Source organism: Thermorhabdus hydrogeniformans (assembly GCF_049310025.1).
In the GTDB taxonomy this organism is placed as follows: Bacteria; Bacillota; Thermosediminibacteria; order Thermosediminibacterales; family Tepidanaerobacteraceae; genus JBJYKD01.
Genome location: NZ_JBJYKD010000003.1, coordinates 12,851 through 27,258, shown reverse-complemented (window position 1 = coordinate 27,258; position 14,408 = coordinate 12,851). Strand labels below are relative to the sequence as shown.

Annotated in this window: 12 protein-coding genes; all 12 read right to left on the bottom strand. The window is 48.3% G+C overall.

The features are described from left to right. Positions 1–46: 46 nt before the first annotated feature. Positions 47–1,375 carry a tRNA (N(6)-L-threonylcarbamoyladenosine(37)-C(2))-methylthiotransferase MtaB gene (gene mtaB / locus ACKX14_RS01965; protein ID WP_422444128.1) on the bottom strand — a complete coding sequence of 443 codons (1,329 nt, stop codon included), beginning with the start codon at positions 1,373–1,375 and terminating at the stop codon, positions 47–49. Continuing rightward, entirely contained in the window at positions 1,363–2,130 is a 768-nt protein-coding gene (locus ACKX14_RS01960; protein WP_422444126.1) for a 16S rRNA (uracil(1498)-N(3))-methyltransferase, read from the bottom strand. Before ACKX14_RS01960 ends, mtaB begins: the two co-directional genes overlap by 13 nt. A 14-nt stretch (positions 2,131–2,144) precedes the next feature. Further along, positions 2,145–3,089, bottom strand: a complete 945-nt coding sequence (gene prmA / locus ACKX14_RS01955; RefSeq protein WP_422444124.1) for a 50S ribosomal protein L11 methyltransferase — start codon at positions 3,087–3,089, stop codon at positions 2,145–2,147. A gap of 13 nt (positions 3,090–3,102) precedes the next feature. Continuing rightward, positions 3,103–4,254: a molecular chaperone DnaJ gene (gene dnaJ, locus ACKX14_RS01950; protein WP_422444122.1), complete on the bottom strand. Its 1,152-nt coding sequence runs from the start codon at positions 4,252–4,254 to the stop codon at positions 3,103–3,105. A 38-nt stretch (positions 4,255–4,292) separates the two neighbouring features. Further along, positions 4,293–6,161 carry a molecular chaperone DnaK gene (gene dnaK / locus ACKX14_RS01945; protein WP_422444120.1) on the bottom strand — a complete coding sequence of 623 codons (1,869 nt, stop codon included), beginning with the start codon at positions 6,159–6,161 and terminating at the stop codon, positions 4,293–4,295. 16 nt (positions 6,162–6,177) lie between these two features. Beyond that, the gene (gene grpE, locus ACKX14_RS01940; protein WP_422444391.1) at positions 6,178–6,816 is read right to left on the bottom strand and encodes a nucleotide exchange factor GrpE; all 639 of its coding nucleotides are present in this window, start codon (positions 6,814–6,816) and stop codon (positions 6,178–6,180) included. Positions 6,817–6,846: 30 nt separating this feature from the next. Beyond that, positions 6,847–8,436 (bottom strand): TCP-1/cpn60 chaperonin family protein, encoded by a 1,590-nt coding sequence (locus ACKX14_RS01935; protein WP_422444118.1) that lies wholly within the window; start codon positions 8,434–8,436, stop codon positions 6,847–6,849. A gap of 163 nt (positions 8,437–8,599) precedes the next feature. Further along, positions 8,600–9,634: a heat-inducible transcriptional repressor HrcA gene (hrcA, locus tag ACKX14_RS01930; RefSeq protein ID WP_422444116.1), complete on the bottom strand. Its 1,035-nt coding sequence runs from the start codon at positions 9,632–9,634 to the stop codon at positions 8,600–8,602. An 88-nt stretch (positions 9,635–9,722) separates the two neighbouring features. Then, entirely contained in the window at positions 9,723–10,850 is a 1,128-nt protein-coding gene (hemW, locus tag ACKX14_RS01925; protein ID WP_422444114.1) for a radical SAM family heme chaperone HemW, read from the bottom strand. 1 nt (position 10,851) lies between these two features. Then, entirely contained in the window at positions 10,852–12,654 is a 1,803-nt protein-coding gene (lepA, locus tag ACKX14_RS01920) for a translation elongation factor 4 (protein ID WP_422444111.1), read from the bottom strand. A 41-nt stretch (positions 12,655–12,695) separates the two neighbouring features. After that, complete coding sequence (locus ACKX14_RS01915; RefSeq protein WP_422444109.1) at positions 12,696–13,040, bottom strand: histidine kinase; 345 nt, start codon at positions 13,038–13,040, stop codon at positions 12,696–12,698. 173 nt (positions 13,041–13,213) lie between these two features. Beyond that, positions 13,214–14,380, bottom strand: coding sequence for a stage II sporulation protein P (gene spoIIP, locus ACKX14_RS01910; protein WP_422444107.1), 1,167 nt, complete (start codon positions 14,378–14,380; stop codon positions 13,214–13,216). Between the last annotated feature and the right edge of the window lie 28 nt (positions 14,381–14,408).

The window sequence follows — 14,408 nt, the reverse complement described above, 5'->3', positions numbered from 1 at the left end:
TCCTTCTTATCAATTTCAAACAAGATATAAATTCCACATTGCTTCCTCAATTTCCTGCTTCGCGTAAATTTTTTTCCAAAATATCACCGTAAACGCAGTCTTCCCGGTTTTCTCTTAAAATCACATCCAGCAATTTGTTGTGCAGGTTTTGAGAAGACGGCGCCAGAACCCTGATGTAATTTCCGGTCAGGCCTTCATAAATATCACCTTCGACCTTTTCTTCAAACAATACTTCCATAACCCTGCCCAGGAAACGCTCCCGAAATTTTCTTTCAAGCTCCCGGCTCAAATCTGTGAGTTTGCGGCTTCTTTTCTCCTTTACGCTTTTTGTCACCTGGTGGGGCATCCGCGCCGCCGGCGTCCCTTCTCGCGGGGAAAAGGGGAATACGTGAAGCCTTGAAAACTCAACTTCTCTTATAAAATCGACGGTCCTTGCAAAATCCTCTTCGGTCTCCCCGGGAAAACCCACTATCACATCGGTGGTTATAGAAACGTCCGGCATCACCTGCCGGATAAATTCCACCCTTTCTTTGAACTGCCCGACGGTATAACGCCTGTTCATGCGTTTGAGCACTTCGTCGCTGCCGCTTTGCAGGGGGACATGAAAGTGATGACAAAAGCTTTCTATCCGAGAAAGCCCTGTAACAAAATCATCGGTCAGCTCGACGGCCTCTATGGAACTCAGTCTTATTCTTTTAATTTCATGGATTCTGGAAATTTCAGAAATCACATCAAAGAGATGCGCGCCCCGGCCTTTCATATCCTGACCGTAAAGCCCGAGATGGATGCCGGTCAACACCACTTCCTTGAAACCTTCTCTTGCAAGGTTCCGGGCCTCTTCAATAATGCTTTCCAGCGGCCTGCTCCGGACGGGGCCCCGGGCGTAGGGTATAATGCAATAGGAACAGAACATATTGCAACCTTCCTGGATTTTGAGAAACGCCCTGGTTCTGTGTCTGAAGCCCTTAAAGGCAATCTCTTCAAAAGACCGCTCATTCATGATGTCTTTTACCGCTACGACCCGTTCGCCCTTTTTGATGGATTCCTCCACCAGGTCCACGATTCGGTGGCGGTCCCTGGTGCCCACAATAACGTCCACCCCGGGTATTCGGGATATTTCATCGGGTTCCAGCTGGGCGTAACAGCCCACCACCGCAACTTTCGCGCGGGGGTTTTTTCGTGATGCTTTTCTTATGATCTGTCTCGATTTCCTTGCGCTCTCGTTTGTCACATCACAGGTATTTATTATATATACATCGGCCTCAGAATCAAAATCGACGATTTCATAGCCGCGCCTTGAAAAAAGCTCGGCCATGGCGTCGGATTCGTATTGATTTACCTTACATCCCAGGGTGTAAAAAGCTACTTTCGGCATTTCAGACCTCCCAAATCGCCAAGGGCATACATTAAAATGCTGCATACCACAATGCCAGCAGTCTCGGTCCTCAAAATCCTCGGGCCCAGGCTCACCGTAAAAGCCCCGGCCTTTTTCGCCTTTTCAACCTCTTCTTTAGAGAATCCTCCCTCGGGGCCGATGTATACGGCGATTTTGGATATGTTTTTTTTGCCGAGACTCTGCAACAGTTCCCTCAAGGAGGCGGATTTTTCTTCTTCCCACGGCACTACGGCCAGTTGGTGGAATTTTATCTCTTCCAGGCTTTTTTCAAAATCCACAGGCGTGCTCACTTCTGGTATATCCAGGCGCATGCATTGCTTGGCCGCCTCTCTGGCGATTCTCTGCCATCGCTCTCGGCGCCTGGCGGGTTTTTCTCCGGACAGCTCCACCACGGTCCTTTGAGTGATGACAGGTACAAACCTGGAAACACCGATTTCGGTGTTCTTTTGAACAATCAGATCAAACCTGTCTCCCTTCGGCACCCCCTGAAATAGGGTTACGGCGGGGCTCACGCCTTCCATCTTATTTTTCTCAATTACTCTCGCTTTTATTTTTAGATTTTTATAATCCACATCTTCCATTATGACGATGATTTCTGTATTTTTTCCGTCGGAGAGTTTGAGGCTGTCCCCCTCCTTTAATCTCAGGACCCTGACAATATGGCGGGCGTCATCTCCGGATATTATCACCGTTTCATATAATTCGGGCTCATGGGAAATAAAGAACCTGGGCATAAAATTCACCCCCATCAATTCCCGATGGGGGCCTGCATTGAAGCCAGCGCAACCCATTCGCCTTTTTCCGCCTCTTCGACCAGATCGAAGCCGTTTTTTTCCAGGGCCTCAATAACGGAAAGCTTCCTGTCTTTTATTATACCCGAAGCTAAAAAAATGCCACCTTCCTTGAGATGTAGAGGAACGCTCCGGCTCAATTCTATCACCACATCCGCAATGATGTTGGCCACGATGATGTCGGCTTTGGTATTTACGCCTTTCAATTTGTCGCCCTTTACCACCCGAACTATGGCATTCAAATTATTTCTGTCCACATTCTCCCGGGCCACCTTTACCGCCATCTCGTCTCTGTCGATGGCTATTACCCGGCTCGCCCCCAGCTTACCTGCCGCAATGGAAAGAATCCCGGAGCCGCAGCCCACGTCAATCACCGTACATTGATTCCTGATATATTTTTCAAGAAGTTCCAGGCATAGCATGGTGGTTTCGTGGGTACCTGTACCGAAAGCCATACCTGGGTCCAGTTCCACCACCACTTCCTGCGCCTTTGGCTCATAGATTTCCCAGGAAGGTTTTATTACCAGTTTTTTGCCTATATGGGTTGGTTTGTAGTATTTTTTCCAGGCGTTGGCCCAGTCGGATTCCGAAACGGTAGTACATTTTATTTCGCCCTTTCCTATGTCGAGACCGTAATCGGGCAGCTGCCTTATCCTTCTCTGAATCTCCTGGGCTCTCTCTGCCAGGCTGCTGTCTACCACCAGGTAGCCGGTTATTATGGCTTCTTCGAAATCTAGGCCCTCAGGGATTTCCACATAATCCCAGTCATTTTCGTCCTGGGGGCGCAGGTAATCCCTCGGGTCTTCTATGACCACCCCGGCTACACCCGCTTCATAAAATATGTTTGCCACCGCTTCGACAGCCTCGGTAGAAGTTTTCACTTTAATTTCGACCCAGTTCATTTTCTCCTCCCGGTTACACCCCAAAGGCGTCTTTCATTTTGTCAAAAAACCCCCGCGGCTGCTGCTTCAACTCTTCACCGCTTACCTCGGCAAATTTTCTAAGGATTTCTTTCTGTTTTTCGTTCAATTTCTTTGGTATCACAACATTAACCCTCACGTGCAGGTCCCCACGACCGTAACCTCTCAAATGCGGTATTCCTTTTCCTTTAATACGGAACATGGTGCCCGGTTGTGTCCCCTCCGGGATTTTTAGCTTGACCTTTTCTTCAAGAGTAGGCACCTCAATTTCATCGCCCAGAGCCGCCTGTACAAACGAAATGGGCGCCTCGTATATCAAATCGTCCCCCTGGCGTGTAAAAAGTTTGTGGGGTTTTACTCGAATGATTACGTAAAGATCTCCCGGCGGCCCTCCCCGCTCCCCGGGTTCGCCTTCGCCGCTCATCCTGAGCCTGGAACCTGTATCCACGCCGGCCGGAATTTTGACCTTTATCTTCCTGCCGACCCTTACCTGGCCGTTGCCATGACACTGAGGGCACGGCTCTTCAATAATGACCCCCTGTCCTCTGCACCTGGAGCATGTAGTTATATTTACAAACCTTCCAAAAGCGGTATTCTGCACATTTTTAACCTGGCCGCTACCTCCGCACGCCGGACAGGTCCTCGGCCTGGTCCCGGGTTTTGCTCCTGTGCCCTGACATCTGTCGCACCTCTCCATCCGGTGAATTTCAATTTCCTTCTCCGCCCCCAAGGCGGCTTCCTCCAGGGAAATCTCCAGGTCGTATCTGACATCGGCCCCCCGGACGGGAGCGTGGCGCCTGGACTGGCCGAAACCGCCGCCGAAGAAGTTTTCGAATATGTCTTCAAAGAAATCTCCGCCAAAGCCGCCAAAGTTCCCAAAATCTCCAAAGTCGCCGAAATTTCCGGATTCAAAGCCGCCCTGGCCAACTCCGGCATGGCCGAACTGGTCGTACCTCGCCCGCTTTTCAGGGTCTTTCAATACTTCGTAGGCCTCGTTTATTTCCTTGAACTTTTCAGCTGCGTCCTTGTCGTCTTTATTTACATCGGGATGATACTGGCGGGCCAGTTTCCTGTATGCTCTTTTTATCTCCTCTTCCGATGCATCCCTGCTAACTCCCAGGATTTCGTAATAATCCTTCTTGGCCAATGGGCATCACTCCACTTAAGTCAGCCCGAAAGAGCCGCCTATTTTTTGTCGTCGTCCACTACTTTATAATCGGCGTCCACTACCTTCTCATCCCGGCCGCTGTTGGCCGATGGCCCAGCCCCTCCTTGATTCGGCCCGCCGGCGCTGAAGTTCGGCCCGGCACCGGGGTTTGACCCGGTGGACTGGTATAGCCTGGAAGAAATGTCATAAAAAGCCTTTGTAAGGTCGTCGGTGGCTTTCTTGATTTTCTCCACATCATCGGATTCCAGTGCTTTCTTCACGTTGTCTATTTCTTTCCTGACTTTGTCGGCCTCTTCGTTGCTTATCTTATCTTTCAGGTCATTGAGCATTTTTTCCGACTGGTAAATCAGCGAATCCGCGTGGTTTTTAGCCTCTACCTTTTCCTTTCTCTTTTTATCCTCTTCGGCGTATTTCTCGGCATCTTTAATCATTCTCTGAATTTCGTCTTCCTTTAAGTTCGTAGAAGATGTGATGGTGATTTTCTGCTCTTTGCCGGTACCCAGATCCTTGGCCGAGACGTGGACTATTCCGTTAACGTCTATATCGAAGGTTACCTCGATGCGGGGTACTCCCCTTGGCGCCGGAGGTATTCCGGTAAGCTGGAACCGCCCCAGTGTGACGTTGTCGGCTGCCATTGGCCTTTCTCCCTGCAGTACATGGATATCCACGGCCGTCTGTCCGTCGGCGGCGGTGGTGAAGATCTGGCTCTTGGAAGTGGGGATGGTGGTATTTCTCTCGATTATCTTGGTGAATACGCCGCCCAGCGTCTCTATTCCGAGGGACAGCGGAGTTACATCCAGCAGCACCACGTCATGAACTTCTCCCGCCAGAACTCCGGCCTGAATGGCTGCACCCATGGCCACCACTTCGTCCGGATTAACGCCTTTATGGGGTTCTTTCCCAATAAATTTCCTGATGGCCTCCTGAACCGCCGGTATCCTTGTAGAACCTCCCACAAGGATGACCTTGTCTATATCCCCAGGCTTAAGACCCGCATCTTTTAAAGCTCTCTCGGTGGGCCCCATGGTGGCTTCCACCAGGTCGCGCGTCAATTCCTCGAATTTCGCCCTTGTAAGAGTAATATCCAGGTGCTTGGGGCCGCTGGCGTCGGCTGTGATAAACGGCAGGTTGATATTGGTGGAAAGCATACTTGAGAGTTCAATCTTGGCCTTTTCTGCCGCTTCTTTGAGTCTCTGGAGAGCCATGCGGTCTTTTCTGAGATCTATGCCGTGCTCTCTCTGGAATTCATCTGCAACATAGTCGATGATGCGCTGGTCAAAATCGTCGCCCCCCAGGCGGTTATTGCCGCTGGTGGCTTTGACCTCGAAAACGCCGTCGCCCAGTTCAAGAATGGATACATCAAAGGTACCGCCGCCCAGGTCAAATACGAGTATTGTATGGTCCTCTCCTTTATCCAGACCGTATGCAAGGGCCGCGGCGGTAGGCTCGTTTATGATCCTCAGCACCTCCAGGCCGGCGATCCTGCCCGCGTCTTTGGTAGCCTGGCGCTGGCTGTCTGTAAAATAAGCGGGTACGGTAATAACCGCCTGAGTTATTTTTTCACCAAGGTAACTTTCGGCATCCTGTTTTAATTTTTGCAATATCATCGCCGATATTTCCTGCGGCGTGTAAGCTTTGCCGTCTATATGAACTTTATAATCGGTGCCCATGTGCCTCTTTATAGAAAGGATAGTCCTTTCAGGATTGGTAATGGCCTGGCGTTTTGCCAGCTGACCTACCAGGCGCTGACCGTCTTTTGTAAAGGCTACGGCAGAAGGAGTAAGCCTCGAACCTTCCGCATTTGGTATTACGACAGGCTGACCTCCTTCCATATACGCCACCACAGAGTTCGTAGTACCAAGGTCAATGCCTATAATTTTTCCCATTATAGATTCACCTCAGCTATTTTTTTGCAACTTTGACCATACTTGGTCTGATCACTTTTGAATGATATAAATAACCTTTTTGAAGGACCTCCACTACCGTTTCGCTTTCGTATTCATCGCTCTGGACCATCATGACAGCTTCATGGAATTTTGGGTCAAAGGGTTTGCCCTGAGCGTCGATTTCCTTCACATTATACTTCTCCAGCATTTTCCTTAGTTGCTGATATATGAGGTCTATCCCCTTGTAAATGGGACTGGATTTGTCTTCTATGGAGTTCAGAGCCCTTTCAAAATTGTCCACAAGAGGTAAAAGGTCTTTAATTAACTGCTCCCCCGCGTAAAGATGTATTTCCTGGATATCCCTTTGAGTTCTCTTTCTGAAGTTGTCAAAATCGGCTTGAACCCTCAGCCACAGGTTTTTATATTTTTCAACCTCCTTTTGCTTATCCTCCAAATTTTTTTCCAGCTGCTGTATCCTGTTCTGGAGTTCCTGCTCCGATAGGCCGCCTTCTGTCTGAGCTTCGGGTTCCTGGCTCTCGCCCGCTTGAACGCCGCCTTCCGCATGGTTTAAAGGCATTTCATTCAATTTTTCCGTCGGCGCCTGCGGACATTCCTCCTGCGGGCATTTTTCCTTATTTGCTTCCCTATCCGACATCTCAGTCAATTTCTATCACCTCTTTAAAGTTCAAAAATCCATTTCTCCTACACCGCCTGTCGCATCCTGACCTGTCTTCTGAATAGGGGCGCCTTCATCCCGCTTTTTTATGATTGTATCGATTCTCAGTATGGCTTCGGCCACCTCTCCCGCGGCTTTGATGGCATGAAGCTTAACCAGAGCGGGGTCCAGCACCCCCAGCTCCAGCATATCGGCCAGTTCCCCATTATCGCAGTTTATGCCGATAGAACAGCTGTCTTTTTGGGCCTGGGTATATATGACTTCCTCTATCTTTTCCAGCGGGTTAAACCCGGAATTGTATACTATCTGGCCGAGCGGTCTCTTCAGTGCCGCTATAACACAATCTATACCGTAAGAAGCCATGCCCTTTATCTTGTCTCTCTCTTTTTCCATTTCCCGGGATATGGCTATTTCTATAGAGCCGCCTCCCGGAACCATCCCGTGGCGTACGGCGGCCTGCAGCGAAGAGGCGGCATCTTTGGCGATGCGCTCCCTTTCACCCACGATTTCCTCGGTAGCGGCTCCCACAAGAATGGTGGCCATCGGTTTGCCTTTGCCGCCCACTATCCTTATTTGCTCGAGCTTTTCATCTTCGTAAACCCTTTCAGCCCTGCCTATATAGTTCTTTATATCTTCAATGGGCTTTTTAAGGCCAATCCGCTTTATAATGCGGGCGCCGGTGTGTTCCGAAACCTTTTCCAGGTCAGTCCTGGAAACTCTTTCGAGCACAATAACTCCCGCATCTGTCAATATTTCTTCCGCCTCGTCACTGACGTTTTTATCCACCAGTATCAAATTCACGCCCAGGTCTATTAACTTCTGCAGATTCTTCCTGAACTCTTCTTTCAGCTGAAGATACCGGTTAAAACCCGCTTCCGTCCTGAGGGCTTCTGGAGCTATCTCTTCCGCCTCCAGGGCGTCATCTATCAACAGGACCCTGACGTCGTTGATTTCCCCCGGCATTTGTTTGTTCATTTTTTCCCTATCAATTATTATGCCCATAAAGACCTCATTTTCGGCTCCCGCCCTGGCCATAACAGTGTTTTTCAACTTGAAATTCTTTTCCTTGAGTTTTTCTTCACCTATGAGTTTTGCCGCCTGGGTTACAAGTTCAGCGATATCCTCGTGCTCCCTTCCTGCTATAAGGGCGACGCTCTTTAAAGCGGGATCGTTTATGTCCTTTACGGGTATGATTTTACTCTCCAATATTTCCTGGGCCCGTTTCACTCCGTATTTTATCCCTTCGATAACCCTGGCCACTGGCACTCCTTTCAGAATCTGATTAACTCCTTCGGATACCAGGGTTCCAGCCATAATGGTGGCTGTGGTGGTTCCGTCACCCACTTCTTCCTGCTGGGCCCTGGCTATATTTATGAGCATTTTTGCCGCCGGATGATTCACATCCATCTGCTTTAGTATGGTGACGCCATCATTGGTAATGGTAACCTCTCCAAACCGGTCAACCAGCATTATATCAAGACCTTTTGGCCCGATGGTGCCTTCTACCGCCGATGCAACCGCTCTTATGGCGTTGGAATTGGTAATCAGCGCCGCCAGTCTCTCATCGACTTCCTGGTTATTGCCGTCTTTAAATGCCAAATTAACAACCTCCTTAAATTTTTACAACTGCTACAAAGGCATAGTGAAAACCTGCCTGTTCCGGCAGGGATTCACCGTATAAGTCAGCAATACGATTTTACTTTGCAGAAATCGGGTTCACGCCTAAACTTCTATGGATTTATCCACGGGATTTGAGTCTATTTTATAAAAGATTGGAAAGGGTTTTTGTCAGATAATCTGATACCTTTTCAAGGATTGATATAACTTTTGAATACTCCATTCGGGTTGGCCCCATGACGCCGCATATGCCCAGATTCTTGTCTTCAATGGAGAAGCTGGCGGTGATTATGCTGAATTCCTGGAACTCACTCCAGGGATTTTCGTTGCCTATGGTTACCGTAATGGCATTGGGCCTGGCTGAAAATTTAATGGCCCTTGTAATAAGGTCGTGTTTTTCCAAAAGCGACAGGAATTTTTTCGCCCTTTCCACGTTTCTGAATTCGGGAAACTCCAGCATTTTGGAACTCCCGGTGGAATACACCTTTGTGCTCTCTTTCGCTTCATCAAGGTTTTCCAGCAGTATTTCCAGGAGTATGTTTAAAACCCCCTCGTATTCCAGCATCTCCTCTTTAATAGAAGCCAGAAGTGCAGGAGTTATCTCAGAGAAGGTTTTATCAGCAAGATATGTGTTCAGCAAATTTGAGATCCGGGTGATGTCCGAATCCGTCAGGTTTTGCGGTATCTCTATAATGTGGTGGCTGATGGTGCCGTAATTTGTAACTATTATAATCAGCCCTTTTCCCTCTTCCAGGCGGATTAACTGGATATGCTTTATCCTGCTGGTCTCGAGCTGGGGGCCAAGTATGATGGCGGTATAGCTGGTGAGTCTGGATATCACCTGGCCGGTTTCTTCAATTAAATCCTCCAGTTCTTTTATGCGCCTTTTGAAGACCTGTCTTATCACCGCCTGCTCATGTTCACTGAGTTTTTTCACCGGCATCAAAAAATCTACGTAAAACCTGTAACCCTTATTGGAAGGTATCCGTCCGGCGGAAGTGTGGGGCTGGGATAAATAACCCAGCTCTTCCAGATCCGCCATCTCGTTTCTTATGGTGGCTGGGCTTATGCCCATACGATACTTTCGGGCAATGGTTCTGGAACCCACCGGCTCGGCGGTTGCTATATAGTCGTTTATGATAGCCGAAAGGATCTTTATTTTCCTCTCATCCAAAATCATTGCACAACACCTCATTAGCACTCTTAACCCAAGAGTGCTAAAATTCTAATTTAAAAAATATCACTTGGGGTTTTTTTTGTCAAGAATCTCAGGGCAAAAATTCCATGAACACCTCATTGGCCAGATCAAGGCCCTTTGAGGTGAGCCTAAAGCGTTCGCCGTCTTCCTGAAGGAGGCCGGAGTCCTTTAACCTCTGTATGGCCTTCCCATAAACTTCTTTGAGATCCCGACCAAACCGGATTTTAAAATCGGTCTTGCTTATTCCTTCTGTAAGCCTCAGTCCCAAAAAACAAAACTCAGCCTGGAGGGCTTCCATATCCATAACCTCTCTTCCCTCCACCGGACTCAGGCCGCTTTCCAGACAATCGATATATTCTTTTAAAGAACTGCGATTGTAAAACCTCTCGCCATTCAGAAAGGAATGGGCCCCCGCCCCCACCCCCAGGTATTCCTCGCACCGCCAGTAAGCCAGGTTATGCCTTGATTCCCTGCCGGGTTTTGCGAAATTTGATATTTCGTAGTGAACAAATCCCCGGCTCTTTAGAAAAGTCACAGCCTCGTGATACATGGCCCTTTCTTCGTCTTCCGGGGGTAAAAAGAGCCTCCCCTGCTCGAGGCGATTGTAAAATTCCGTCCCCTCTTCTACGGATAACGCATAACAGGATATGTGTTCCGGAGAAAGCCTTACAAGGTTTTTCAGGGTTTCTTTGAAATCGAAAAGCGTCTGCCCGGGCAGACCGAAGATGACATCCACATTGATATTGTCAAACCCGGCCTGTCTTGCGAGGGCGAAGCTTTCTTCAAAATCCTTCACCGTGTGAATTCTGCCCATGACCTTCAAGAGCCTGTCCTGATAGGCCTGAAGCCCAATGCTCAATCGATTGACGCCCATATGCTTTAGAAGTAAAAGTTTTTCCTTCGTCAACGTGCCGGGATTTGCTTCGACTGTGAATTCCGCGCCGGGGGCTATATAAAAACTGGAATGAATATTTTGGATTAAAGAGGCAAGATCTTCTTTACTCAAAATGGTGGGGGTACCCCCGCCCATGTACACCGTCTTTACGGCGTAGCCTGCTGCTTTATAGCCGGCCATCTCTTTTTTTAAAGCCGAAAGATACGACGGCATTAGCTCCGGTGCCGCATAAGAATTAAAATCGCAGTATGCGCATTTTTTAACACAAAAAGGAATGTGAATGTACAGTGCGATTGGTTCCATTTTAATCCATCTTCAATACCGCCATAAAAGCTTCCTGAGGCAGTTCCACATTGCCCAGCTGGCGCATTCTCTTTTTCCCTTCCTTTTGTTTTTCCAGAAGTTTTTTCTTTCGGGTGACATCTCCTCCGTAGCACTTGGCCAGCACGTTTTTCCGGAGGGCTTTCACCGTTTCCCTGGCTATGATTTTCCCGCCTATGGCGGCCTGGATGGGAATCTCGAACAGGTGCCTGGGTATAACTTCCTTAAGCTTCTCTGTCATCTGCCTGCCCCTGCTGTATGCCTTGTCCTTGTGGACTATAAAGGACAGCGCATCCACCACTTCACCGTTTATCAAAATGTCCAGCTTCACAAGATTGGATTTTTTGTATCCCGACAGCTCATAATCAAGAGAGGCATATCCTCTTGTGCGGGATTTCAGCTGGTCGAAGAAGTCGTATATAATTTCCGAAAGAGGCATTTCGTAATGCAGGATTACCCTTTTTTCATTGATGTACTGCATGTCCCTGAAAATTCCGCGCTTTTCCTGGCAAAGCTCCATAACGGCCCCCACGTACTCGGTGGGCAGCATTATTGAGGCGTCCACATAGGGTTCTTCGATGTATTCTATTTCGGTGGGATGGGGAAAATTGGTAGGATTATCCACCTCCAGCTGCTCGCCGTTGGTTTTTTTCACTTTATAAACAACGCTGGGTGCTGTGGTGATGAGATTTAAATCAAATTCCCGCTCCAGCCGCTCCTGTATGACATCCATATGCAAAAGGCCCAAAAATCCGCACCGAAAGCCGAACCCAAGGGCGGCCGACGTCTCCGGTTCAAAAAACAGCGAGGCGTCGTTTAACTGCAATTTTCCCAGGGCGTCCTTCAATTTTTCATAGTCCTCACCATCGGCGGGGTACATGCCGCAAAAAACCATGGGGACTGCCTTCCTGTAACCGGGTAAAGGCTTTTCGGCCGGCCTTTCGGCGTCGGTAATGGTATCCCCCACGCGGCTGTCGGTAACGTTTTTTATACTGGCCACCACATACCCCACTTCTCCCGCCCGCAGACTTTCTATCGGTTCCATATCGGGTTTAAATACGCCCACTTCAGTAACTTCAAAAGTTTTGCCTGTAGACATCATTTTAATTATCTTTCCGGGAAAAATTTCGCCCTCCATAACCCGCACATATGCCACCGCCCCTTTATAAGAATCGTAAAAAGAATCGAATATAAGAGCCCTGAGCGGATCTTCGACCCTGCCTTTGGGCGGGGGGATTTTCTTTACCACAGCCTCCAGAACGTCTTTTATGCCTATACCTTCTTTGGCCGAAGTTAAAATGGCCTCCTGTGCTGAAAGACCGATAATTTCCTCGATTTCCCTTTTGGTTTCCTCGGGGTTGGCGCTCGGCAGGTCTATTTTGTTTATGACCGGTATGATTTCCAGATCGTTTTCCAGGGCGAGATAGGTGTTGGCAAGAGTTTGAGCCTCTATGCCCTGGGTGGCATCCACCACCAGCAATGCCCCTTCGCACGCAGCAAGGCTCCTTGAAACCTCATAAGTAAAATCCACGTGGCCTGGGGTGTCTATCAAATTCAAAAGGTAATCCTGGCCGTCGTCGGCTCGATAAATCATCCTGACCGCCTTGGCCTTTATGGTAATGCCTCTTTCCCTCTCCAGCTCCATTTTGTCCAGCACCTGGTCTTCCATTTTACGCTCTGAAATGGTTCCGGTATATTCCAGGAGCCTGTCGGCCAGCGTCGATTTCCCGTGGTCTATATGAGCGATGATGCAGAAATTCCTTATCCTTTCCCGAGGTATGGGCATTAAGGTTCCTCCCCATTAATAAAGCTGAAGCTCATTTAAATTCAATTATACATTTTGGTGAAGTTTTTATCAAGATTATGGCCGCGCATTGGAGGGAACCCGGCCTTTACCATGGGGCAAAAGGAGTATTTCCTGCCGGCTATTTCAATGCTAATACGCCCCCTGTCGGCGTAAAAATCGCCTATCCTGTATACCGAGCGCAAATTGATTTTTTTCCCCAAAATGCTTATTCCGTAACTCCTGTCATCGCGTATTTCAAAAGCAAAACTTCTCGGCCCGACATCCAGCCCCATTGTGGAATAAACCCCTTCTTCGGCAATCCGGAGGCCCAGCACCAGGATTATTAGAAACACGATTATCAATGTAATCAAATCCTTGTATATCACGGCAACCCCTCTTTATTAATTCGGATCAAATGTAAAAATTCTTTTTATTGTTCAGCAAGATTGAGCTGGGGCGGCGTTATCGTCGCCCACCCGCGAGTTTTTCCGGCAGCATCGAGGCTTGCCTGGGATTCATGCATGTTAAATCTTTTTTATTGTTGTCCACTATTTTCTTTTTAATTCAGGATAGAAAGTTCTTTAACCACTTCCGCCAGAGCCCTTGCAAAGGCCCTTGCCGATTCGATGGATTCCTCCATGGTGTTGCCGTGGCTTCCTATCTCGACCAGAACGGCCTTTTTAGACAGGTGCTGGTTAAATCTTTGTTCCCTCAGGTCAATCTCCCTGGATATGCCGGGGTATAGCTCCTCCAGCTTATCGTTAAGCATAAGGGCAAAACGATAGTTTTCTTTCCAGTAAGGGTGGGGGAAGATTTTGTCGCTGCCGATTACAAACATTATCCTGGAATAGGTTTTCCCCTCAATCTTTACCGTGGTGAGTTCCCTGGATCTCTGAGGGTCGGGTACGGGCGCGTCCCTGTGGATGTCTAATACTATTTTAATGGAAGGATTTTTTTTAAGCACTTCCTGGACTGTCTTCATCGAATTGGAATATGAAGTCATATATGTAGGCACGTCATGAACCGTTTTATTTTGTATGGTTGGAATCCCAAGTTTATTAAGCTCCCCGGCCAGCACCTCGCCCACTTTTACCACGCTGTAGTTGAGGTCGTCGGTATGATAAGCTTTATCCCGCGGGTTATAATTAAAAGCTTTTGACGGCATATAAGACTCTGTGGTATGGGTATGATAAATAAGCACCAGAGGCTTGCCCCGCACGGGGATGATTTTTTCAACCTCGGTTTTTTCCATGTCTGGCGGCGGCTCCACCGGAGGATTTTTAACCGGTTCGTGTTCGTTTTCCACGCCTGTACCGTCGGGCATAACCTCCACCCCTGGAGTGATGGTCATCTGCGTTTCTATCAGACTGATTAAAGGTATTTGCAGAGAAAAATAGCTCCTGGGGCTGTATATATCGACGCTGGTCGCAAGGCGCGAAACGCCCTCAACCAGTAAAGAAAAATTTATAATACTCGAATCCCCGTCATCAAAAATGTCAAAAACAGGCAACCCCCACGACAGGAATCTTTTTAAGACATCTACCCTCAGGTTCTCGATTATACTCCTTTCCGTTCTTGACAACTGAATCCAACCGAAGGCCGGTATGACGTCGCTGTCTCTGTCGACCCTGAGAAAGACCGCTGCCAGGCATGTGATCAGCAAAGCCGCCATAAAATACAGGACGTATCTTTTTACTTTTATGACTTTAAATTTTATCAAGGTCATCACACCCTCCCATTAAACATATTCATTA